The organism is Luteitalea pratensis (genome assembly GCF_001618865.1).
GTDB lineage: Bacteria > Acidobacteriota > Vicinamibacteria > Vicinamibacterales > Vicinamibacteraceae > Luteitalea > Luteitalea pratensis.
Map to the genome: position 1 here is coordinate 1,237,824 of NZ_CP015136.1, position 22,292 is coordinate 1,260,115.

Annotated in this window: 15 protein-coding genes; 8 read left to right on the forward strand and 7 right to left on the reverse strand. The window is 67.7% G+C overall.

Annotated elements, in window-relative coordinates:
- Positions 1 to 67: 67 nt before the first annotated feature.
- Positions 68 to 1,432 carry a TrpB-like pyridoxal phosphate-dependent enzyme gene (locus LuPra_RS05180; RefSeq protein WP_110169765.1) on the reverse strand — a complete coding sequence of 455 codons (1,365 nt, stop codon included), beginning with the start codon at positions 1,430 to 1,432 and terminating at the stop codon, positions 68 to 70.
- 327 nt (positions 1,433 to 1,759) lie between these two features.
- Between LuPra_RS05180 and LuPra_RS05185 the strand changes: the two genes are divergently transcribed.
- Positions 1,760 to 3,370, forward strand: a complete 1,611-nt coding sequence (locus LuPra_RS05185; RefSeq protein WP_157898761.1) for a PQQ-dependent sugar dehydrogenase — start codon at positions 1,760 to 1,762, stop codon at positions 3,368 to 3,370.
- A 252-nt stretch (positions 3,371 to 3,622) separates the two neighbouring features.
- On the opposite strand, the gene LuPra_RS05190 is transcribed toward LuPra_RS05185, so the two are convergent.
- Entirely contained in the window at positions 3,623 to 4,762 is a 1,140-nt protein-coding gene (locus LuPra_RS05190; RefSeq protein ID WP_110169767.1) for a Gfo/Idh/MocA family protein, read from the reverse strand.
- A gap of 168 nt (positions 4,763 to 4,930) precedes the next feature.
- Here LuPra_RS05190 and LuPra_RS05195 point away from each other — a divergent pair, with 168 nt between their 5' ends.
- Positions 4,931 to 6,199, forward strand: coding sequence for a phosphatidylinositol-specific phospholipase C1-like protein (locus tag LuPra_RS05195; protein ID WP_234800732.1), 1,269 nt, complete (start codon positions 4,931 to 4,933; stop codon positions 6,197 to 6,199).
- Positions 6,200 to 6,321: 122 nt separating this feature from the next.
- On the opposite strand, the gene LuPra_RS05200 is transcribed toward LuPra_RS05195, so the two are convergent.
- On the reverse strand, positions 6,322 to 6,726 hold the full coding sequence (locus tag LuPra_RS05200; protein WP_157898762.1) for a YqaA family protein: 405 nt from the start codon (positions 6,724 to 6,726) through the stop codon (positions 6,322 to 6,324).
- Positions 6,727 to 6,838: 112 nt separating this feature from the next.
- Positions 6,839 to 8,278 carry an APC family permease gene (locus LuPra_RS05205; RefSeq protein WP_157898763.1) on the reverse strand — a complete coding sequence of 480 codons (1,440 nt, stop codon included), beginning with the start codon at positions 8,276 to 8,278 and terminating at the stop codon, positions 6,839 to 6,841.
- 56 nt (positions 8,279 to 8,334) lie between these two features.
- On the opposite strand from LuPra_RS05205, the gene LuPra_RS05210 reads away from it, so the two are divergent.
- From LuPra_RS05210 to LuPra_RS05220, 3 genes are all read left to right on the forward strand, one after another.
- A complete protein-coding gene (locus tag LuPra_RS05210; protein WP_157898764.1) occupies positions 8,335 to 9,819 on the forward strand; it encodes a ThuA domain-containing protein in 1,485 nt (494 codons plus the stop codon).
- Between the two features lie 244 nt (positions 9,820 to 10,063).
- A complete protein-coding gene (locus LuPra_RS05215) occupies positions 10,064 to 11,458 on the forward strand; it encodes a Gfo/Idh/MocA family protein (protein ID WP_234800733.1) in 1,395 nt (464 codons plus the stop codon).
- Between the two features lie 2 nt (positions 11,459 to 11,460).
- Positions 11,461 to 12,531: a formylglycine-generating enzyme family protein gene (locus tag LuPra_RS05220; protein ID WP_110169771.1), complete on the forward strand. Its 1,071-nt coding sequence runs from the start codon at positions 11,461 to 11,463 to the stop codon at positions 12,529 to 12,531.
- Positions 12,532 to 12,587: 56 nt separating this feature from the next.
- On the opposite strand, the gene LuPra_RS32500 is transcribed toward LuPra_RS05220, so the two are convergent.
- Positions 12,588 to 13,862: a glycosyltransferase family 4 protein gene (locus LuPra_RS32500; protein ID WP_162271300.1), complete on the reverse strand. Its 1,275-nt coding sequence runs from the start codon at positions 13,860 to 13,862 to the stop codon at positions 12,588 to 12,590.
- 111 nt (positions 13,863 to 13,973) lie between these two features.
- Here LuPra_RS32500 and LuPra_RS32505 point away from each other — a divergent pair, with 111 nt between their 5' ends.
- Together LuPra_RS32505 and LuPra_RS05235 are read left to right on the forward strand one after the other, a co-directional pair.
- Positions 13,974 to 15,407, forward strand: coding sequence for a hypothetical protein (locus LuPra_RS32505; RefSeq protein ID WP_162271301.1), 1,434 nt, complete (start codon positions 13,974 to 13,976; stop codon positions 15,405 to 15,407).
- Positions 15,394 to 15,855, forward strand: a complete 462-nt coding sequence (locus LuPra_RS05235) for a hypothetical protein (protein WP_110169774.1) — start codon at positions 15,394 to 15,396, stop codon at positions 15,853 to 15,855. Before LuPra_RS32505 ends, LuPra_RS05235 begins: the two co-directional genes overlap by 14 nt.
- Before the next feature lie 30 nt (positions 15,856 to 15,885).
- On the opposite strand, the gene LuPra_RS05240 is transcribed toward LuPra_RS05235, so the two are convergent.
- Both LuPra_RS05240 and LuPra_RS05245 read right to left on the reverse strand, forming a co-directional pair.
- On the reverse strand, positions 15,886 to 17,949 hold the full coding sequence (locus LuPra_RS05240; RefSeq protein ID WP_162271302.1) for a glycoside hydrolase family 3 protein: 2,064 nt from the start codon (positions 17,947 to 17,949) through the stop codon (positions 15,886 to 15,888).
- Between the two features lie 368 nt (positions 17,950 to 18,317).
- Positions 18,318 to 21,155: a DUF7133 domain-containing protein gene (locus LuPra_RS05245; RefSeq protein WP_157898766.1), complete on the reverse strand. Its 2,838-nt coding sequence runs from the start codon at positions 21,153 to 21,155 to the stop codon at positions 18,318 to 18,320.
- Positions 21,156 to 21,330: 175 nt separating this feature from the next.
- Here LuPra_RS05245 and LuPra_RS05250 point away from each other — a divergent pair, with 175 nt between their 5' ends.
- Positions 21,331 to 22,215, forward strand: coding sequence for an amidohydrolase family protein (locus LuPra_RS05250; protein ID WP_110169777.1), 885 nt, complete (start codon positions 21,331 to 21,333; stop codon positions 22,213 to 22,215).
- Positions 22,216 to 22,292: the final 77 nt, after the last annotated feature.

Below are 22,292 nucleotides of genomic sequence, written 5' to 3' on the forward strand. Positions count from 1 at the left end.
AGTCTCAAGTCTCAGGTCTCAGGTCTCAGGTCTCAGGTCTCAGGCAAGAGACCTGAACCCTGAGACCTCAACTGCCGACCGATGGCAACCCCGCCAGCGCCATCGCCAGTTCGCTCTCGTCGTAGGTCTGGTCGGTGAGCTTGTCGGCGAAGTAGTCCGTGTAGGCCTGCATGTCGAAATGGCCGTGCCCGCAGAGGTTGAACAGGATCGCGCGCGACACGCCTTCCTCGCGGCAGCGGATGGCCTCGTCGATCGCGCCGCGCACGGCGTGGTTGGCTTCTGGTGCCGGCAGGATGCCTTCCGCCCGGGCAAACTGCACGCCGGCCTCGAAGCAGGCCTTCTGCATCAACGCGCGCGCCTCGATCAGGCCGAGCTGCCTGAGATGCGACACCATCGGCGCCATGCCGTGATAGCGCAGTCCACCGGCGTGGAAGCCGGGCGGCATGAACGTCGAGCCCAGCGTGTGCATCTTGGTGAGTGGCGTCATGTGCCCGGTGTCGCCGAAGTCGTACGCGTACCTGCCGCGGGTGAGGCTCGGGCATGCAGCCGGCTCGACCGCGACGATGCGGACATCGGGTCCGCCGCGGAGCTTGGCGCCGATGAACGGGAAGGTGATGCCGGCGAAATTCGATCCGCCTCCCGTGGCGCCGACGATCACGTCCGGATAATCGTCGGCCGTCTCGAACTGGTCGATCGCCTCCATGCCGATGATCGTCTGGTGCAGCAGCACGTGATTGAGCACCGATCCGAGGGCGTAGTTGGTGTCGGGATGGGACGCCGCCACTTCCACCGCTTCCGAGATCGCCATGCCGAGGCTGCCCTTGCATTCAGGGTCACGCGCCAGCACGGCGCGTCCGTATTGGGTGAGCGGCGATGGACTGGGCACGCACGTCGCGCCGTACGTTTCCATCAGCGCCCTGCGGTAGGGCTTCTGGTCGTACGACACCCGCACCATGAAGACCTGCACCTCGATGCCGAAGAGAGCTCCGGCAAACGCGAGCGATGAGCCCCACTGGCCGGCGCCGGTCTCGGTCGCGATCTTGCGGATGCCCGCTTCGCGGTTGTAGTACGCCTGGGCAACCGAGGTGTTCGGCTTGTGACTGCCGGCCGGACTGACGCCCTCGTACTTGTAGTAGATGCGCGCCGGCGTCTGCAGGGCCTGCTCGAGGCGGCGGGCGCGGAACAGGGGCGTCGGACGCCATTGGCGGTACACGTCTCGCACCGGCCCGGGGATCTCGATCTCACGATCGGTCGACACCTCCTGCTGGATCAGCGCCATCGGGAACAACGGTGCCAGATCGTCAGGGCCGAGCGGCTGCAGCGTGCCCGGATGCAGGGGTGGCGGGCACGGCACCGGCAGGTCGGCGGCGAGGTTGTACCAGGTGGTCGGCAGCCGTGTCTCGTCGAGCAGGTACTTCACGCGATCGGTCATGCATCCTCCGTTGATCGCCGGCCATCGTAGTCCAGGGCGAGGCATCTGACGAACGCTGAACGCCGAAAGCCGAACGCTGAACAGCAAGCGTCGAAGGCCAAAGGCCGAATGCCGAGGGCCGTGTCTGAGCCGTGCCGGTCTCGCGCTGCCGACGGTACCGTCCAGGTGCTTACGCGACACGCCGCCGCTTACGCGTCGCGTAAGGTCGCGGCGCGGCGTTGCCGCGATTCGGCGCGATGTCGCAGGCGCCTCGCGGCACGTCTCTTGCGCGTCCCGGAACGGCCGCTTCGTTCGGGAGCGGCCGCTTACACATCCCCGGAGGAAGAGATGACGCACAAGACAGGGTTCACGACGGCTGCGCGCAGGGCGATGGCATCGGCCGGAGTGGTCGCCGCTACGCTGTGCAGCACGCCCGCAGTCACGCGGGCTCAACAACCCGATCCGACCGTCTACGACACCAACCTCGCGGTGCGCGCAGTGGCCAGCGGGCTGAATCAGCCGGTCGGCATCGCGTTCCTCGGATCCGACAGCTACTTCATCGTCGAGAAGGCGTCGGGCCAGGTGAAGTGGGTGCGTCCGGTCGGCGGCGTGCAGACGACCACGGTCGTGCTGGACCTTCCCGTGAACAGCTTCTCCGAGCGTGGTCTCCTGAGCGTCGCGCTGCACCCGGACTTTCCGGCCAACCCCGGGGTTTACCTCTTCTGGACGGAGAGCAGTACGAGCGCCGACTCGGCTGTCGCCGCCAACGTCGGGAATCCGAACTCGCCGTACCCCCCAGGAACGCCCAATCCGTTCGGCAGCCGTATCGACCGCTTCGTGTGGAACGGCTCGTCGCTCGCATTCGCCCAGAACCTGTTGGTGATCCGTTCGTTCCAGGCCGATCCGACGCAGCCCCTGCGCGGCAACCACAACGGCGGCGTCATCAAGTTCGCCAGTGAGGGGGGACGCGCGCGCCTCTACGTCGTGATGGGCGATCAGGGTCGCCGCGGCCAGTTGCAGAACCTCGAGTTCGGCGCGCCGGCCGACCCGATTCTCCATCCCAATTTCCCGGCCGACGACCAGTTCGGCGGTCCGGCGCCCGACCAGGCTCACCTCTCAGGTGTCGTGCTGCGGCTCAACGACGACGGCAGTGCGCCCGACGACAACCCCTTCTTCGCCTACGGCCGCGAGCTCATCAACGGCGGCAACGCCGCCGTCGGCACCCAGCTGCAGAAGGTGTTCGCGTACGGCGTTCGCAACAGCTTCGGTCTCGACATCGACCCGGCGTCCGGCGACGTCTGGATCCAGGAGAACGGCGACGACTCGTTCTCGGAACTGAATCGCGTCGTGGCCGGCCAGAACGGCGGCTGGGTGCAGGTTGCCGGTCCGGTCTCGCGTATCGCCGAGTTCAAGGCGATCGAGTCGGGCACGTTCTTCCTGAGCCCCGGCAAGTACGCCGGCATGCAGCAGGTGCGGTTCCCGGCGACGTACCTGGCCGACACGCCGGATCAGGTGATGTCACGCCTCTTCATGCTGCCGGGCGCTACCTACCACGACCCCGAGTTCTCCTGGCGCTTCGAGATCGCCCCCGGCGGGATCGGCTTCCTGCACGGCCGCAACCTCGGGCCGCAGTACGAGAACGACCTGTTCATGGGCGCAGCCGTCGCCGCGATGGAAGGCGGCTACCTCTTCCACTTCAACCTCACCGGCAACCGCCGCAAGATTGGCGTCGACGACCCGCGCATCGAGGACCGTGTCGCCGACAACCTCGAGAAGCACAACTTTGCTCCCCCGGGAGGCACGGCCGGTGACTTCGGGATCATCGAGAGCGAGTCGTTCCGCTTCGGCCGCGACTTCGGCATCGCGACCGACATCAAGACCGGCCCGAACGGCAACCTGTTCGTGGTGTCGCTGTCGCGCAACACGGTGTACGAGGTGTACCGGCCGAGCAAGCAGTAGGAAACAACGGGTACCGGGTTCCGGGTTCCGGGCACCGTGTTCAAAGAAACGTGGGGTCCGCTCTCCGAGCGCGCTTCCCATTGGGCCGGGTTCGGAGAACCGGCCCTACCGCCGTCCTCGAGCTCGCAAGAACCGCTGCAAAAAAGGTAGGGCCCGCTCTCCGAGCGCGGCCCTACAGAATTTGAAATTTGAAATTCCGATGGCCAAGGCTCGCACCTGACCGTCGGCGTCAACGTTCGGCGTTCGTCATGGCTACACCTTGACCGGCCGCCCAGTCTTCACCGACTCGTAGATCGCCTCGATCACGCGCATGTCGTTGCGGCCGTCCACGCCGTCGGTAAGCGGGGGCGTACCCTTGGCGGCCGACTCGGCGAGGTGATCCATCATCGCCGCGAAGTGATCGGGCTCGCGCAGGTTGCGCTGCTCGATGACGTTGCCGCGGAAGACGCGCATGCCGAGCGCGCGGCGGCTGTAGGCCGGCTCCATCTCGAACGACCCGTTCTCGGCGTGGACCCTGAAGCGGTTCAGGTTAGTGCCGTAGCTCGACACGCAGTTGGCCAGCACTCCACTCGGGAAACGCATCTGGAAGTTGATGGTTTCCTCGACTTCCACGAACCGCGGATCACCGGGCGTGCTGTACTCCATGCCGAAGACCTCGGTGGGTTCCTCGCCCGAGAGGTAGCGCGCGGCGTTGACCGCGTAGATGCCGATGTCCATCATCGAGCCGCCGCCGCCCTCCTTCTTCTTCAGCCGCCATTGGTCCGGGTTGCGCGTGTTGAAGCCCGCCTCGCACAGGATCACCTTGGGCTTGCCGAGTTCCTTGTCGCGCACCATCTTGATCATGGCCTGCGTGTACGGCTCGAACCGCAGGCGGTATGCCACGGCGAGGTACTTCCTGGCCGCTGCCGCCGCCGCGATCATCTCGTCGCAGTCCTTCGTCGTGTTGGCCATCGGCTTCTCGACCAGCACGTGCTTGCCGGCCTTGTGGGAGCGGATCGTGTACTGGGCGTGCATGAAGTTGGGCAGCACGATGTAGACCGCGTCGATGTCGGGGTTGTCGGCAATGCGGTCGTACGTGTCGTACGAGTAGAGGCCCTTGTCGGGCACGCCGTACTGCGCCGCGAGCGCCCGGGCCTTGTCGACGCTACCGCTCACGAGCCCCGTCAGCCGCGACGACTTCGTGTGTGCGAACGCCGGCAGGATGTCGCTCAACGACAGGCCGCCGAGACCGACGACGGCGTAGCCGAAGGTCTTCGCGGGCGGCGTCGGCACGGCCTGCTGGCCCGCCATGGCGGCGACGACATCTCCGGCGGCGACCAACGGCGTGGCAGCGGCGACGGTCGCACCCGTGGCGCGCAGGAAGTCTCGACGGGTCTGGGTTGGCTCGGACATGACGGGAAGGCCTCGGAGGAAAACAGGAAAACAGGAAAACAGGAAAACAGGAAAACAGGAGCTCAGGAGCTCAGGAGCTCAGGAAGTCGGGAGTCGGGAGTCAGGAAGTCGGGAAATCAGGCAATCAGGCGTCCTGGTTCGGCGCCATTGTGCCTCGTGATTGGCGGGGTGCCCAGCCCCGCGTTGGTCGAGCGCACCGCCACGCCAGGTGCACGCGGCCTCGCGACGCGTTACTCGGGTGACAACCGCGTGCCGTATCGTGGCGGCATGTCGAGCCGATTGCTCCTGCCGGCGCTGCTTGGTGCCATCACGGTCGTGTCAGCCACGCAGTCCGCGGCGCCTCCTGCGCCACCGGTGTCGTGCGCTGCAGTCACGGCGGCCAACGCCGACGACTGCCTGCGCCTGAACCACCTGCAGGTGCTGGGCACGCACAACAGCTACCACCTCGCACCGGCCGCGCCGATCCTTGCCGCGCTCGGCGACCGCGCTCCTGCCCTCGACTACACGCATCAACCGCTGCCGGTGCAGCTCGAACGGCTCGGGATCCGTCAACTCGAGATCGATGTCTACGCCGACCCGTCCGGCGGCCGATACAGCACGCCCGCGATGCTCCGGACGACGCCCGGGCTGGAACGGCTGGTGCCCGGACCCGCGCTGCGCGCTCCCGGTTTCAAGGTCCTCCACGTACCCGACGTGGACTTCCATGTGACCTGCCCGACCCTGGTCGCCTGCCTCACCGAGGTGCGCGACTGGTCGCGTGCGCACCCGCGCCATGTGCCGATCCTCGTGATGCTCGAACTCAAGGACGAGCCGCGCGACGACCCCCGGCACATCGGGCTGGTACAGCCGCTGCCGATCGACGGTCCCGCGCTCGACGCCCTCGACGCGGAGATCCGCTCCGTGTTCGACGAAACCCACCTGCTGACGCCTGACGACGTCCGCGGCAGCCGGGCAACGTTGCGCGAGGCACTCGAAAAGGATGGCTGGCCGCGGTTGCGGGATGCCAGGGGCAAGGTCCTCTTCGCGATGGACAACACCGACGCGCACCGTGCTGCCTATCTCGACGGTCATCCCACGCTCGAGAGACGAGTGCTGTTCGTGAGTGCCGATCCGGGCTCGCCCGCGTCGGCGTTCCTCAAGATGAACGACGCGCTTGGAGCCGAGGGCCGCCGCATCCGTGCCCGCGTGGCCGAGACCTACATCGTCCGGACACGCGCCGACGAGCCGGGCAAGGAAGCGCGCACCGGCGACACCAGACGGCGCGATGCCGCGTTCGCGACCGGCGCGCAGTTTGTCAGCACTGACTATCCCGAACCGAGCCCGTTCGGAACGGGCTATCTCGCGCGGCTGCCAGGCGCTGCATCGCTGCCGGCGCGGTGCAACCCGGTGACCGCCCCTCCGGGCTGTCGCGACGCGTGGCTCGAGGCGCTCCGATGACAGGAGCACAGGAACACAGGAAACGCCGAACGCCGAACGCCGAACGCCGAACGCCGAACGCCGACAGGAAACAGGAGAACAGGACGACAGGAGTGCAGGAAGACGGGGGCGAGGCGTCTCCGTCAGCGTTGGGAGACGGCGATCGCGACGGCCACGTAGCGTGCGGCCTTGCCCACGGTCGTCCAGAACGCGAAGGGCAGCAGCGGCATCCGCGCCGCGCCGGCCAGGGCGACGATCAGGTCGCCGATCACCGGTACCCACGACAGCAAGAGCGCGGGCGAGCCGTAACGGGCGAGCAGCGCCGACGCGCGTGCGACGCGTGGCGACGGCGACGGCGCATGGGTCACGGCGAATCGGGCGAGCGCATACGTGGTGGCCGCCCCGAGCACGTTGCCGACGGTGGCCACCAGCACCGGCACCTGCCAGTCGCCGCGACGGACGATTTCGACGACGAGAGCCACTTCCGATGACAACGGCAGGATCGTCGCTGCCGCGAAGGCCCACGCGAACAGGAGCAGCAGGCTCACGGCACCACCGGGTACCGGGTGTCGGGTACCGGGTACGCGCGTCGACCTGAAGGTCGACGCCTGCAAATCAGGGCATCAAGCATCAAGCATCAAGCATCAAGCATCAGGCATTTCAATTGTCGGCATTCGGCATCGCGGCATTCCCGGCATTGTCCCGTGTCCAGTACCAATAGAACGGCACGCCGATGGCGACCAGGCCGAGCCCGGCGAAGGCCTGCCGGGGGCTCGTCTGCAGCGTGTTGACGATCAGCCACGCGGCGGTCAGCAGGAAAAGCACGGGGACCACGGGATAGCCCCACGTGCGGTACGGCCGATCGACGTCGGGCAGGCGGCGGCGGAAGACGAACACGGACGCCGTCGCGAGACCCATGAAGATCAGCACCGCGAAGATCACGTAGTCGGTCAGCGTGTCGAACGAACCCGAGACCACCAGCACCGACGCCCAGACAGCCTGGGCGACGAGGGCCCGGACCGGCACGCGCGTACGCGGGCTCAAGCGGGCGAGGCTGCGGAAAAAGACGCCGTCGGCGGCCATGGCGTACGGGATGCGAGCCCCGACGAGCGAGACGATCTGCAGCGCCGTCATCACCGACATCGCGAGCAGCCCGCTCATCAGCCCCGTGGCGGCTGGCCCGAGGAACTCGGTCGCGACGACGGTGGCCACGGGCGAAGCCGCCGCCACACTCGCGATGGCTACGGGCGGCAGCACGTAGAAGTAGCCGGCGTTGACCGTCACGTACAGCGTCGCAACCGTCAGGATGCCGCCGATGATGGCAATCGGTAACACGCGGCCCGGGTCCTTCACTTCACCGGCGACGTAGGTCACCTCGTTCCAGCCGTTGTACCCCCACAGGGCGGCCATCATTGCCGCGCCGATGCCGGCCAGGCCGCCACGCGCCGCGCCGTCCACGCCTTCGCAGGTACCGGCCGCGCCGCTCATCGCGTAGTGTGACCACGACCCGTCGGCGAGCAGGAACGCGCCGATGCCGACGCCGCTCACAAGCAGCAGCTTCAGGGCGGTGAGCACGGAGGCGACGCGCCCCCCGGTCGATATGTCGGCACAGTTGACCAGCGTCACCATCCATACGGCCGCGATCGCCACCAGTGCGATGCCGCTGACCGAGCCGAGCCCAGGCACCGTCATGCGCACGGCATCGATGGCGCCGCCCGAAAGCGCGTTGAGAAAGATCGCCAGGCCGGTCGCGAGCGCCGCGAGCGCGCCGGCGGTCGCGACGAAGAAACGGGTCCACCCGTACAGGAAGCCCCAGAGGCGTCCGTACGCCTGTCGAATGAAGATGTACTCGCCGCCGGCGCGGGGGAAGATCGTCGCCAGTTCTGCGTAGGTGAGTGCCCCCAGCAGGCTCATCAGCCCGGCGATCACCCACACGCCGATGACCATGCCCGGGGTGTCGACATTGCAGGTCATCACCCGGGCCTTGAGAAAGACCCCGGTCCCGATGACGTTGCCGACGACCATGGCGTAGGCGGCAAAGGGCCCGAGGCCACGGACGAGGGAGATCGATGGCGTCGAGCTCGGGTCGGGCGGGGTCACGGTGCGACGCAGTGTATCCTCGCCGCGCGGGCCGGCGGCCACGCGACGGAGGACACATGGCATCCATGACAACCACGGCGACGGCCGCGGTGCTCGCCTGCTCGACGGCGGGGCTGCTGATCGTCGGACCCGGGCTGCACGCACAAGGCGGCAACCGCAGCGCCATCGCGGCGGCGCTGTTCGACGGCCTCGACGGCAACAAGGACGGCGCGCTCTCGCGCGACGAGGCACGGGCGGGCGCCGAGCAGTGGTTCACCGCGTGGAAGCCAGCCGACGCGACCGGCCTCACCAGCGAGTCGGTGATTTTCGGCCTGTCGGGGGTGCTGCCCTCTGCCGGTCCCCAGTGCGGCGGACGCAGCGCGAACCCGCGCACCCCGTGTCCGGGCGACGTCGACGCGATGGTCGCTGCGCTGCCGGCCGCGGCTCCGGCCAAGCCGAAGGCACCGCGCAAGGTGCTGGTGATCGCGCGTGCGGCGGGGTACGCGCACTCGTCCATCCCGCTCGCGGCTCGCACCGTCGAGGAACTCGGCAAGAAGACGGGCGCCTGGGCCACCACGATCACCTACGACGCGGCGGACGTCACCGAGCAGAACCTGAAATCCTACGACGCGATCTTCCTCGCGAGCACCACCGGTCACTTCCTCGACGATCCCACCGACGCCGCGGCCACGGCGGCACGCCGCAAGGCATTGCTCGACTTCGTGCGCGGCGGCAAGGGGCTGGCCGCCATCCATGCTGCCTCGGACTCCTACCATGCCAGCGCCAAGGAACTGAAGGCGGCTGGACCGGGCCAGACCACCTTTGCCTCGCGGCTCGCGAATCTCGGTCCGGGCCTCGACGCAGCGGTGCCGGTCGGCACGCGGATGGTCACCGATGGTGACGCCAACAGCGACAAGATGCTGTCTCGCGAGGAGATCACTGCGTTGGTCGCGACGTGGTTCGACAAGGCGGATACGCAGAAGATCGGGCGCGTCACGCAGGCCGACTTCGTGAAGGCGTACGACACGCTCATGCCGCCGCCCCCACCGGCCACGCCGCGTGCGCCACGCGTCGGCAACGGCCAGGCCAAGGCCACCGATCTCGGCCCCGACGACCAGGTCGGCACGTGGCCCGAGTTCAACACGCTGCTCGGCGGCTTCTTCAAGTTCCACTGGAACGATGGGCAGTCGATCACCTACAAGATCGACGATCCCCGCAGCCCGCTGACCGCGCCCTTCAAGGGCAAAACGCCGTTTGTCGTGGCCGACGAGACGTACACGTTCGGCCGCGAGGTCTATTCGCGCAAGAACCTGCGCGTGCTCACGAGCGTGGACATGGCCGCGATGTCGGCCGAGGACAAGGCCAAGGAGCAGTTTCCGCGGCCCGACGGCGACACCGCGCTCAGCTGGATACGGGCCGAGCAGAAGGGGCGCGTCTTCTACATGTCGCACGGCCACAATGAGAAGGTCTACGCCAACCCGGTGCTCCTGCAGCACCTGCTGGCGGGGATCCAGTTCGTCATCGGCGATTTGCCGGCCGACAGCAGTCCGAGCAGCAAGTAACCGCGCGCCGCACGCTTTCGCGCGCGTTTGCGCTCGGCCGTTGGCCCTGGCCTTCGAAGGACCGAAGGCCGAAGGCCGAATGACGAAGGCCGTCAGAGCGCGCCTCCCGGCCCAGAGTGCCAGCGGGCCGGGCCGGCCCGTTTGTCCCAACAGGGGACTTGCGCTCGTCTGTGGCCAACTGGTCGCGCCAGGGCGGTGGGCATCGTAATCAGGGGCAAGAACCGCCGCACCTGGACGATCCGTCGTGCCGGTTGAAGCGCTATCATTTGTGGATACGGACGCCATGTCGACGCCCGCATTCCCCTTGTCGACTCAACTGAAGACCATGACCACCTCATCGAACAACGTGCCCAGCAGCAGTGAGCGCCGCGACTTCCTGAAGAAGTCCGGCGTCGCCGCCGGCGCCGCTGCCGCCGCCGGATTCCCGAGCATCATCTCCGCGCAATCGGTCACCAACTCGCTGAAGGTCGGCCTCGTCGGTGCAGGCGGACGTGGGAGTGGTGCAGCGGCGCAAGCGCTCAGTGCTGACAAGAACACCGTCCTGACCGCCGTCGCCGACATCGACCAGGCGATCGTGAGCCGCGCCGTGACGCGCCTCTCGGGCAGCCAGAAGTTCGGCACCCAGGTGAAGGTGGACAACGCGCTCTTCGGGCTCGATGCTTACGACAAGGTCATCAACAGCGGTGTGGACGTGGTCCTGCTTGCGTCACCTCCGGGGTTCCGGCCGGCCCATCTGAAGGCCGCGGTCGACGCCGGCAAGCACATCTTCTGCGAGAAGCCGGCCGCCACCGATGCGCCTGGCATCCGCTCCGTCATGGAGTCGCAGAAGGCGGCGCAGGCGAAGAACATCGCACTCGTGTGCGGCTTCTGCTGGCGCTACAACAACATGATCTCGGCCGCGATCGAGCAGGTGCACGGCGGCGCGCTCGGCCGCCTGGTGGCGCACTACTCGACCTACTACACGAACCCCGTCAAGCCGATGCCGCCCGAGAGCGCACGTCCGGCCGGCATGGGCGACGTCGAGTGGCAGGTGCGTAACTGGTACAACTTCGTGTGGCTGTCGGGTGACAGCCTCGTCGAGCAGGCCGTCCACAACGCCGACAAGATCATGTGGGTGATGAAGGACCAGCCGCCCGCCAGCTGCGTCAGCGTCGGCGGCCGCTCGGTGCCGGCCAACGGCGGCAACATCTACGACCACTTCGAGGCCAACTTCGTCTACCCGAACGGCTACCGCGTGTTCCTCGCGAACCGCCAGTCGACCGGCTGCTTCAACGGCACGCTCGACTACGTCATGGGCACCGAAGGCACGCTCTTCCTCGGCAAGGGCAAGCCGCGCATCGAGACGCCCGACGGCAAGATCAAGTGGCAGTGGGAAGGCGAAGAGTACGACATGTACCAGAAGGAGCATGACGTGCTGTTTGCGTCGATCCGCTCCGGCAAGCCGAAGAACGACGACCTCAATCTCGCCACCAGCTCGCTGCTCGCCATCATGGGTCGCGATGCCGCGTACTCCGGGCAGGAGGTCACGTGGGAACAGGCGATGAACTCGACCGTCAGCCTGCTGCCGACGCAGATGGACATGAGCGCCAAGTTCGAAGCCCCTGGTCTCGCCATTCCCGGACGGACCAAGGTTTCCTGACGATGACTGCTCGTCTCGCGACGATGGTCGCCCTGGCCTTGATGGCCGGGGCGGCCACCGTGCCGGTCTCCAGCCGCCAGCCCGCCGCGGCTCCTGCCGCGCCTGCCATCGACCCCAAGGAGATGGCCGTCGTCGAGAAGCTCCGGGCCATGTTTCTCGAGAAGGCGAAGGGCGATCAGGCCGCCAAGGCCTACACCGTGACGCTGCCGAACACCACGGCGAGCTACGGCATGGCGCCGATTCCTGCCGGCAGCTTCGAGATGGGCTCGGCCGACCCCAAGGCACCCGCCGATCAGAAGCCGACGCGCACCGTGACGCTCGATGCGTTCTGGATGATGACCACCGAGGTCAACTGGGACGCGTACCTGATGTTCATGTTCGCCGACCAGGCCAGCGAGAAGACCAATCCTGACGCACTCGTCGACGGGCTGAGCCGCCCGACCGCGCCGCACCTCGAGATGAGTTTCGGGCGCGGTAATGCCGGGTTCCCTGCCATCAGCATGACGGCGCATGCCGCCAACAAGTACGCACAGTGGCTCAGTGCCCGAACGGGCGAGTACTACCGCGTACCCACGGAGGCCGAATGGGAATACGCCTGTCGTGCCGGCGGTGCGCCGGCCGTCGAGGAAGCCCAACTCGCTGACGTGGCCTGGTATCAGAAGAACTCACCGACCGGCGAGTTCACCGACGGCACGTACCACAAGCTCGGTACGAAGAAGCCCAATGCATGGGGCCTGCACGACATGCTCGGCAACGTCATGGAGTGGACGTCGGACCAGTACGCACCCTATCCAGCCGCCGCGGCCACGAACCCCTGGGTCAAGCCGACGACGTCGTACCCGATCGCGGTGCGCGGCGGATCGTGGAACGACGCGGCCACGCGCGTGAACTGCACCGTGCGCTACAAGTCGGACGCCGTCTGGAAGGAACGCGACCCGCAGCTGCCGACCAGCGTCTGGTACATGACCGACGCGGAGTGGCTCGGCTTCCGCCTCGTGCGCCCGTCGAAGGTGCCGAGCGCGGAAGAGATGTACCGAGCGTGGAACAACGGAGTCGAGGTCGATCCGTACTGACCGCTGACGAACGCCGAACGCCGAACGTCGAACGGTGAAGATCGAAGGCCAAAGGCCTACACGTGCGGCGCGGTGAGCACCTCATCAAAACACTGTTGGTGCGCCGCGACGAGATGCGGCCAGGCGAACTCGTGTTCGGCCCGCTCCCGACCGCGCTGGACCAATCGCCGACGCAGGTCGGCGTCGCGGTGCAAGCGCTCGAACTGTGCGATGAAGTCGCCGGCGTCGTCGCTGTCGAACAACAGTCCGTTGTCGTCGTGCGTGATGACGCTGGGGATGCCGCCGGAACGGCTCGCCAACACCGGGACGCCCGCCGCATTGGCCTCGCACAACACCCGGCCCATCGTTTCGGCGTCCTGCAATCCCGTGGTGTGATGCGTGGTGACGCGGCTGGCCAGGACGAAGCAGTCTGCCGCCGCGAAATAGCGCTGCACCTCGCGCTGTGGGACCTTGCCGACCAGTCGCACCGCGTCGGCCAGGCCCGCGGCAGCGAGTTGGGCCTCGCAGCGGTGTTTCTCCTTGCCATCACCCACCACGATCACCCGCAGGTCCGGAACGACGCGTTGCAGTGCCGGCACTTGCCCCAGCAGGAAGTCGATGCCCTTCTTGGCGACCAGGCGGCACACGGTCAGCAGCACCGGCGTCTCGGGCCGCACCCCCCACTCGCGGCGCACCGCCCGGCGCGTCACCGCGCAGGGGGCAAAACGCTGCGTGTCGACGCCCCCAGGCAGCACCTGCACCTGCGCACGGCCCACGCCCACGTCCTGCAACAAGTGCCGGGTGTAGAGGCTGTTGGCCAGGATCACGCGATTGGCGCGCACGCTCCGCTGCACCAGTGCCTGCCGTTGCCGGCGGAACACCGACTCCAGCCATTCCGGCGCATTCCATTGCCGATACCACTGGTGCAATCGGCTCTCCAGCGCGGGATGGCTGACGACACGGCTGCCCAGGCGATACGGATAGGCAATCCAGGGACGCTGGACGTCGTTGCCGGCCGAGCGACAGACGACGGGTACGCCGAGCTCGGCGCCGAGCAGGCCGTAGTAGACGTTGGATGCGTAGATCAGTGCCACCCGTGATTGCCGCAGGGTCTGCAGCAACGCCCGGTGGTTGGCCCAGAAGCCGAGCCGGCTCAGGACGCGCCGTACAGGATAGGCGGCCTGCCGATCGAAGGCATTGGCCTCGGCCGCCAATTGCGGGTCGTCGCACCGATACGTGTACACGCAGATCGCATGACCTGCATCATGCAACGCCTGCGCGAGGAACTCGGCATGCGTCTGCATCCCGCCGACGCTCGGCGGAAACTCCGTGAGGACCAGAGCAAGATGCACGGGCGAGTGACGTTGCGTCATGAGCTGCCGCCGGGCCGCGTCTCCTTCACGTGCCGCGACGATCAAGTATGATGCGGCGCCAGCCAAACTACAGGATTCGTGGAGGTATTGGTGCTGCTCTGGACACGTGTGCTCGCGTTGACAGGATTCTGTGTGGCTGTCGTCGCCCCCCCGGCATCGGCACAGGGCGCCTCCACCTGGTTCCTTGCCGAAGGGGCCAACAATGCCAACTTCGCGCAGGACATTCTCATCGGCAACCCGAGTTCGAAATCCGTCACGGTCACACTCACGCTGCTGCCGCAATCGGATGCCATCACGCCGACGCTGGTCAAGACATTCACCATGGCTCCCACGTCCCGGCTGACGGTGAACCTGTCCAAGGACTTCAAGCTGAATGGCAGCAGTTCGGCGCGCGTCAGCGCGGTGGTCAGCGGTACCTCGACGCCCGCCGACATCGTGGTCGAGCGCACCATGTTCTTCGGGGGCGACCTGCCGCTCGGCAGTCGTGGGGGGCTCAATTCGCCTGGCGCGCACAACGCGAGCGGCGTGACGGCCGCCGCTCCGCGATGGACACTCGCCGAAGGTGCCACCGGCGCGTTCGAGGCATTCGTCCTGGTGGCCAATCCCAATCCGTCGGCGACACGCGTGCGTGCCACCTACCTGACAGGTACCGGCCAGGTGCTGGTCAGCGAGCAGGAGGCAATGGCGCAGGGGCGCGTCACGTTCTGGCCCCGGGCCGAGCACCCGGCGCTCGCGTCGGCCGAGTTCTCCACCGAGATCGAGTCGCTCACCGCGGGCAACAGCGTCGTCGCCGAGCGTGCCATGTACTTCGACGGCTTTCGCAGCGGCCACGACGCCCTGGGCGTGACCGCTGCCAGCACGACCTGGCATTTCGCGGAAGGGTTCACCGGCGGCAATGCCGCAACGGCGTTTGAAACCTTCCTCCTGCTGGCCAACACCGGTGTCGTCGACAGCCGAGTGACCGTGGACTACCTGCTGGACACGGGCGGGGTCGTGTCGCGCACGTACAACGTTCCCGCGCGGCAGCGCTTCACCGTGTGGGTGGACGACGAAGGGCGCACGTTCGACACTCGCCTGGCGGCCTCGGCCTTTGGCATTCGGATCACGGCCTCCGCGCCGATTGTCGCGGAGCGTGCGATGTACTGGGGCACGCCGTCAGCCGCGGACCCGACGACGCCGAGCTTCCCCTGGGTCGAGGGACATGCGACAGCGGGCATCACCGCGCCGGAAGCGCGATGGGCGTTCGCGGAAGGGCAGCAGAACACATACGGCGGTTCGATCGACACCTTCTTCCTGCTCGCCAATCCGCAGAGCGTGCCAGTAAAGGTCCGGGCCACATTCGTCAACAACCTCGGCGAGGGCATCGTCCGGGATGTCTGCCTCCCGGCGCATTCTCGCACCACCGTCTGGGCGGCGAACTATCCGGAGTTGGTGGCTGAGTTCTGGTGGTTCGACGCTTACTACGATTACTGGGAGGAAGGTCAGGTGTTCGCCCACGTTCTTCGAATCGGTGACGACCTCTGACCCGGCGTGCCCGAGCACGTCCGGCACCGGCTTCGTGGCCGAGCGCGCGATGTACTACGGCGCCGCCTTCACTGGTGGGCACGTGAACGTCGGTACGCCGTGGACTGGCGCTATCAGTGCCCCCAGCCGAGGCATGCGTCCGCCGCCGGAGGCTCAGGTCCCCGGATGCACGTACAGCGTGTCGCCTACGTCCCTGACCTTCCCCGCCACCTTCACGATGACCAGCGAAGCCACGGTGACGGTCACCGTGACGACTGCCCCCGGTTGCAGGTGGCAGGCCACGCCGTATGGGCCCAGCATGCTGACCTGGTTCATTGCCGAAGGCGCAGGTAATGGCAGCGGGACGGCCACGGTCAGGGTGTTCGGGGTCAACACGAAGACGACACCGCTTACGGGTACGGTGAAAATAGCCGGGCAGCTAGTGGCCGCCACGCAGCGTGCCCGCTGAATCAGCCGACCCGAGAAAGTGCGTTGCCAGCTACCTGCGCGCGGAGGCAGGCGCGAACGTGATCCCGTGGCCGAAGGGGAACAACGGGTCCTTCGAGTCGTGCGGCACGTCTTCCTTCTGCTCCTGCACGGCCAGCATCGACGAGGGCAGCTCGAACGGCAGCTTGCCTGTGGGCGGGTAGGTGCCCGTGAGGACGTCGAGCAATGCCTCGTCGCTCACGCCGAAATGCGCGAGCAACGCCGCCGACTCCTTGGCGAGAGCGGGCACCACGTACGGCCTGTCGAAGTACATCGCGACGATGGTCGGCTTGGCCTTCATCACGACACGCAGCTTCTCCAGCCGATCGGGTGCGAGCGTCAGGCCGATCGGCGCGCCGCCGGTATTCATTCCGCCCAGTCCCGCGCCGCGTGGATTACGGCCGGCCGCGGCGCCAGTGGTCGCGCCACCAGGTCCTCCGCCTCCGGGGCCAGCAACGCCCCCACCAGGGCGCGCGCCCATCGCCCGAGCCCCCGGGACTTCGCCGGACGGCTCGTTGAACGTGACGCGCAGCAGCGCGACGTCGGCTTCGGCTGGCGTGGCCACGACGGTGAAGCCACGCACCTGCAGTACCTTCGCATCGACCCCTTCCGCGTAGACCCTGGCGCCCGCCTTGAGGGGCAACACGCCGCGTTCTTCCTTGAGCAGCACCAGGGACTTGCGCTGCGCCTCGAGTGCCTTCTTCTGGAAGGCCGCGTTGCGCACCGTTCGCTCGGCCACGTCGGCATCGGCATAGGGGTTCTCGAAGATGCCCAGCGCGATCCGCACACGAAGGATGCGACGCGCCGATTCGTCGACACGTGACTGGCTCAGCTCGCCCTTGCGTACGAGATTGACGACATGTTCGGGCGTCGTGTCGTTGCTGTAGATGTCGACGCCCGCGTCGATGCCCTTCTTGTAGCGCTGTTCGACGGTGAGGTTCTCGACGCCCCACACCATCGACGTGGTGATGCCGGAGTCCGAATTGACGATGCCCTTGAAGCCGAGGCGGTCGCGGAGCAGGTCGGTCACGATCGCCTTGTTGTAGCTCATGCCCACCTGTTCGGGCGTGATGTCCTTCGGGATCGAGTAGTACGGCATGATCGCGACCGCGCCGGCGTCGATGGCGGCCTTGAACGGCTTGACGTGATAGTCGAAGTTCTTGCCGGGATAGACGTCGTACTTGCCGAACTCGAAGTGCGAGTCCTGTCCCTGAATGGCCGGGCCGCCGCCCGGGAAGTGCTTGACGATGAGCGCCACGCTCTTCGGGCCCAGCGTCTTGCCCTGGAAGCCTCGCAACATCGCGCGCACCATCTCGCTGGTCAGGTCAGCGTCCTCGCCGAAGGTGCCGGAGATGCGCGCCCAGCGCGGCTCCGTCGCGAGATCGATCTGCGGGTGATAGGCGCCACGGATGCCGACGGCCACGTACTCCTCGGCGGCGATGCGCGAGAACTCCTCGACGAGTGCGGCGTCGCGGGTGGCCGCGAGTCCCAGCGTGCCCGGCCATTGCGAGAAGCTGCCGCCGGCTTCCTCGATGCCCACGACCATGGCGCCACCGAGATGATTGCGCGGGTTGGTGACGAAGAACGCGGGGATGCCGAGCCGCGACGACTCGGCGATCTGCTGCACGCCGTTCAGCCACGTCACCATCGTGCGCGGGCTGGTGTTGGCGCGGTTGATGAACTGGCGGCTGTGCATCTTCAGCACCGCCTCCGACGTCCCCGGCAACGACCACGCTGGCCCGCCGAATGGATTGGGCATCGGCCGCGACTCCTCGTTGACGGCGCCATCGGTCCCCATCGTGAGCGTCGGGCTGACCATCAGCCCCGCCTTCTCCTCGAGCGTCATCTGCGACACGAGATCGTCGGCGCGCGCGTCCACCGGCTTGCGCCAGTCCTCGTACACGTCGAGTTTCCCGTTCTTGTTGAGGTCCTTGAACTTCAGGCCGCCGACCTCGAGCACCTTGACGGTGCGCGTGCCGAGCACGGGTTGTGACGGCGTGGGTTGGCGGGCACTCACCAGCCCGATGCCCGCCGAGGCCAGCAAAACCAGGCAGCGAGAAGCAACGCGCAAGGACATCGTGACGACTCCAGACGGATGGAAGGGAACGGCCGATTGTACTGCGTCAGGAAGGTAGGGCCCGCTCTCCGAGCGATCCATCCCCCACGAAGGTAGGGCCCGCTCTCCGAGCGGTCCATGTCCCACGAAGGTAGGGACCGCTCTCCGAGCGGTCCATGTCCCACGAAGGTAGGGCCCGCTCTCCGAGCGGTCCATCTCCCACGAAGCTAGGGACCGCTCTCCGAGCGATCCATGTCCCACGAAGCTAGGGACCGCTCTCCGAGCGGTCCATCTCCCACGAAGGTAGGGCCCGCTCTCCGAGCGATCCATCTCCCACGAAGGTAGGGACCGCTCTCCGAGCGGTCCATCTCCGCGATGTAGAGGCGAGGTCATGGACGCCTCGGAGAGGCGTCCCTACCAACCAACTCTCCGTCCGTCCAGGGACGTGTCCTGCTCTTGTTCAGCGAGCGCTGGCGTGCGACCACGGCCGCATCGACGGCGCTGCCGCCGTGGCCCCATTCACGCCGGACGTAGGTCAGGACGCTCGCGACCTGGGCGTCGGTCATCGCCGCGCCAAGCGCGGGCATCAACCCTGTCGAGCCTTCCTTGCCGTTGAGCAGGATCCGCACGGGTATCTCGGGTGGCGCCAACGCCAGCGCCGACCCGACGAGGCTCGCGGCGCGGCCCGACTGACCGCGGCCATCCGCCTGATGGCAGGCCTGGCACATCGCCTCGTAGATTCGGCGACCCTCATCGAACCGCTGCTGCTCGGCCGTGGTCAGGGGCGCCGGCGCGTCGGGGTCGCCCGGCTTGCCTGGCCAGCTGACGCGTGTGAGCACGGCCGCCGCCTGCCTGCCGAGCGGGCTGTCCTGGCCGGCGAGTGTCACGAAGGCATCGGGCCGGCGTCGCAGGCGCAACGGCGGCGCCGCGACGCCGGGCCTCGTGTAGGCATTCGCCGCGGCAGGCCATTCGAACGCGTAGTCCCCGCCGCTGCTTTGACGGCCACCCGGGCAGGTCGGACACGTCACGCCACTCGAGGCCGGCAACGGCGGCTGCTGCCCGGGCACCGGTGCGCCGAGGATGCCGATCTCGGCGCCATGCATCAGCGCCTCGCGTTGCCAGTGCTCGAGGGGCCGCGCTCGGAGAGCGGGCGCTACCGTGGCCGTGGCGGCATCACCGGTAGGGCCGGCTGTCTGGCTCGCCGAAGCCGGACGGCGAAGGCGGGTCGCGGCCCGGCCAGACCCATCACCCGCGACGCGTGCCAGCCACTGCTGCGCGTCCTGCTCACGAGCTGCACGCAACATCGTCGCGGTCAACATCGTGATCGCGTCAGTGGCAGGTGTTGGTAGGGCCCGCTCTCCGAGCGCGGCCTGCGACGGTAGGGCCGGCCGTCCGAGCGGGCCGTCACCACGCCGGCCCTGTTCCAGGATCCGCTCCAGGATCATCGACTCCGCGCCGCGCGCGCCGCTCAGCACGATGTCGGCCAGTACCGGGTCGTCGCCGCGACGGGCGAGCAGGGTGGCCATCGCATCCCACTTCGCACGGTCGTCTTTCAACGCCCCCAGTGAGGCGGCTGCCTGCAGGCGCACCCGTGGATCGGCATCCTCGGTCGCCGCCTCGATCGTGGCCCGAAGGGCGGGCGTGGGGGTGTCGAGCCATCGTTCCGCAATGCGCAAGGTCGCGGCGCGCACGTGCGGTGAACGATCGTGCCATGCCGCCTCGACGTCAGCGACGGTGATGGCATCGAGCCCGTCGAGCGCCCAGAGCGCATGCAGTCGCGTGCGTGGCTCGTCGGCGTCGTGCGACAGCCGGGCGAGCACCGGCGCGATTGCCGCATCGCCACGTTCGACGAGCAGGCGCTGCGCCGTATCGCGTCGCCAACCGTTGGGATGCGACAGCAACGCCACCAGGTCCTCGGCGGTGCGTGTCGCCATGGGACTCGTATCGCGCGGCTGGTCCTCGTGGACGATGCGCCAGATGCGGCCAAGGCCCCGCGGATTGAGCAGGCCCTGCGTCTCGATGTACGACTTCAGGTACGTGGTCAGCGACAGCCGGTGCTCGACGACGCCCCGGTAGAGATCGACCAGGTAGAGCGCGCCGTCGGGGGCGTTCGAGAGGTAGACGGGCCGGAAGCGCTCATCGGACGAGGCGAGGAACTCGGCATTGCCCCATGCCTTGGCAGCCTGAACGGTCGCGCCGTCCTCACGCAGATCGATGCGGCTCACGACGTTGGCCGCCGGCTCGGCCACGAACACGCTGCCTGCCACCGGCAACCGATCGCCTCGGTACACGAGCGGAGCGCAGACCGAGGTGTATCGCGCCAGCGTCCCGTCCGACCGTCGGATGCCAGCCTGGTAGCCGCGGTTGATGCCCGGCGTGGGCCGGACTGGCCACACGGTGTTCAGGTCGTTGTCGGGCATCGCGAGGCGCTCGTAGCTGCCGCGCGTGCGTAGCAGCTGCGGATGGCGCGCGAAATACTCGTCGGCGACCATGTCCACGTGTAGTGCCGACTCGTTGCTGTTGCGGAAGGTGCGCCCGACGTCGTCATGGGTCACGCCCCACTGGCCACGGACGGGCGCGGGCACGGCGACCAGCGTCCCGGCCTTCCATCGGAACTCGAGCCGGGACTGGCCCGCCGTTCGGAGGCGGTTGTCGAGCCCCCAATCGAACCCGTTCGCGTTGTTCTCCACGTCGACGTCGCGCTGCCCGAACTGGCCGGTCACACGCGTCTTCGTGTCCATGCGCAGGTCGCCGTCCGTGTCGCGCATCAACCACAGGTCTGGCGGTTCGGCGACGAGCACGCCGTGCTCCAGCACCTTCACGCTCCTGGCCAGGACGAGGCCGTCGGCAAACACGGTCCGACGGTCCATCCGGCCGTCGTGGTCGCTGTCTTCAAGCACGACGATGCGGCCGATCGCGTCGTGCTCGCCTGTGGCGGCGATGTCGGGCATGAAGCCGGGCATCTCGACCACCCACAGGCGGCCGTCCGGAGCCCAGTCGATGGCAACCGGATCCTGCACGAGCGGCTCGCTGGCGACCAACTCGACGCGGTAGCCCGGCGCGAGATGAAAGGTGTCCCGTTCCTGCTCGGGCGTGAGGGCCGGCGACGCCTGCGAGACGGCCTGCACGCCCGGGGGCCACGGGCGCCGAGGCGCGTCCTGCTGACCGCGCGTAGTCACCGCGGCGGCAGTGGCAAGCAGGGCGATGGCGACTAGGATTCGAGACACAATGACGCGCATGGTCAATCGGCGTTGGCCGGTCTCCACCTCCGCCAAGGCTACGGCGGACAAGTCGGCCGCCTTCGCGCTACGCGCTTCGGCGCCCAAGGAGAGCCGGCCTTGCGTGGGTACTCCCACCCGACGGGGCTTCCTGGCCGCGTCCGGCGCTGTTGCCGGTGCCCTGATGTTTCCCGACGCGTCCGGCGTGCGTGCGCAGGGAGAGCCCATCATAGACATCCACCAGCACGTCGGCTACAGCGGCCGGCCCGACGAGGTGTTGCTGGCGCACCAGCGGGCGATGGGCGTCACCATGACCATCGTCCTGCCCGCCGGCCGGCCTGCGGCGCGCCCCTCGACCCACGACGGGGTCTCGAACGGGTTGCAGGCGCAGGCCCTCGGCAACGATGCCTGCCGCGACTTCGCAAAGGCACATCCCGGGGAGTTCCGTTTCGGGGCCAACGACGTCCCGGACCTCGACGGTGCGGCGCAGGAGATCGAGCGGCAACTCGCGCGAGGCGCCATCGTGATCGCGGAGCAGAAGTTCGGGATTGCCTGCGACGCCCCCGAGATGCAGTCAATCTACCGGCTTGCCGAGACGCACCGCGTGCCGGTGCTGATGCACTGGCAGTTCGGCATGTACAACCACGGCTTCGAGCGATTCCATCGCATGCTCGAGCAATTTCCGCGCGTTACCTTCATCGGTCACGCGCAGACGTGGTGGGCGAACATCGACGCCGGGCATGCCGACCAGACGGTGCTCTACCCGAAGGGGCCAGTGACGCCAGGCGGCCTCACCGATCGGTACCTGCGCGACTACCCGAACATGTACGGTGACCTCTCGGCCGGTTCAGGCCTGAATGCGTTGACACGCGACGAAGCGTTCACGCGCGGTTTCCTCGAGCGGCACCAGGACAAGTTGCTCTACGGCAGTGACTGCAACGATCACGTCGGCAGCGGCGAGAAGTGCCAGGGCGCCCAGACGATCGCGGCGCTGCGACGGCTCGCCGCCAGCAAGGCCCTCGAACGCAAGCTGCTGTACGACAACGCGAAACGGGTGTTCGGGATCTAACGCCTAACGCCTAACGCCTAACGCCTAACGCTTGAGGCTTGAGGCTTGAGGCTTGAGGCTTGACGCCCAGGGACGCT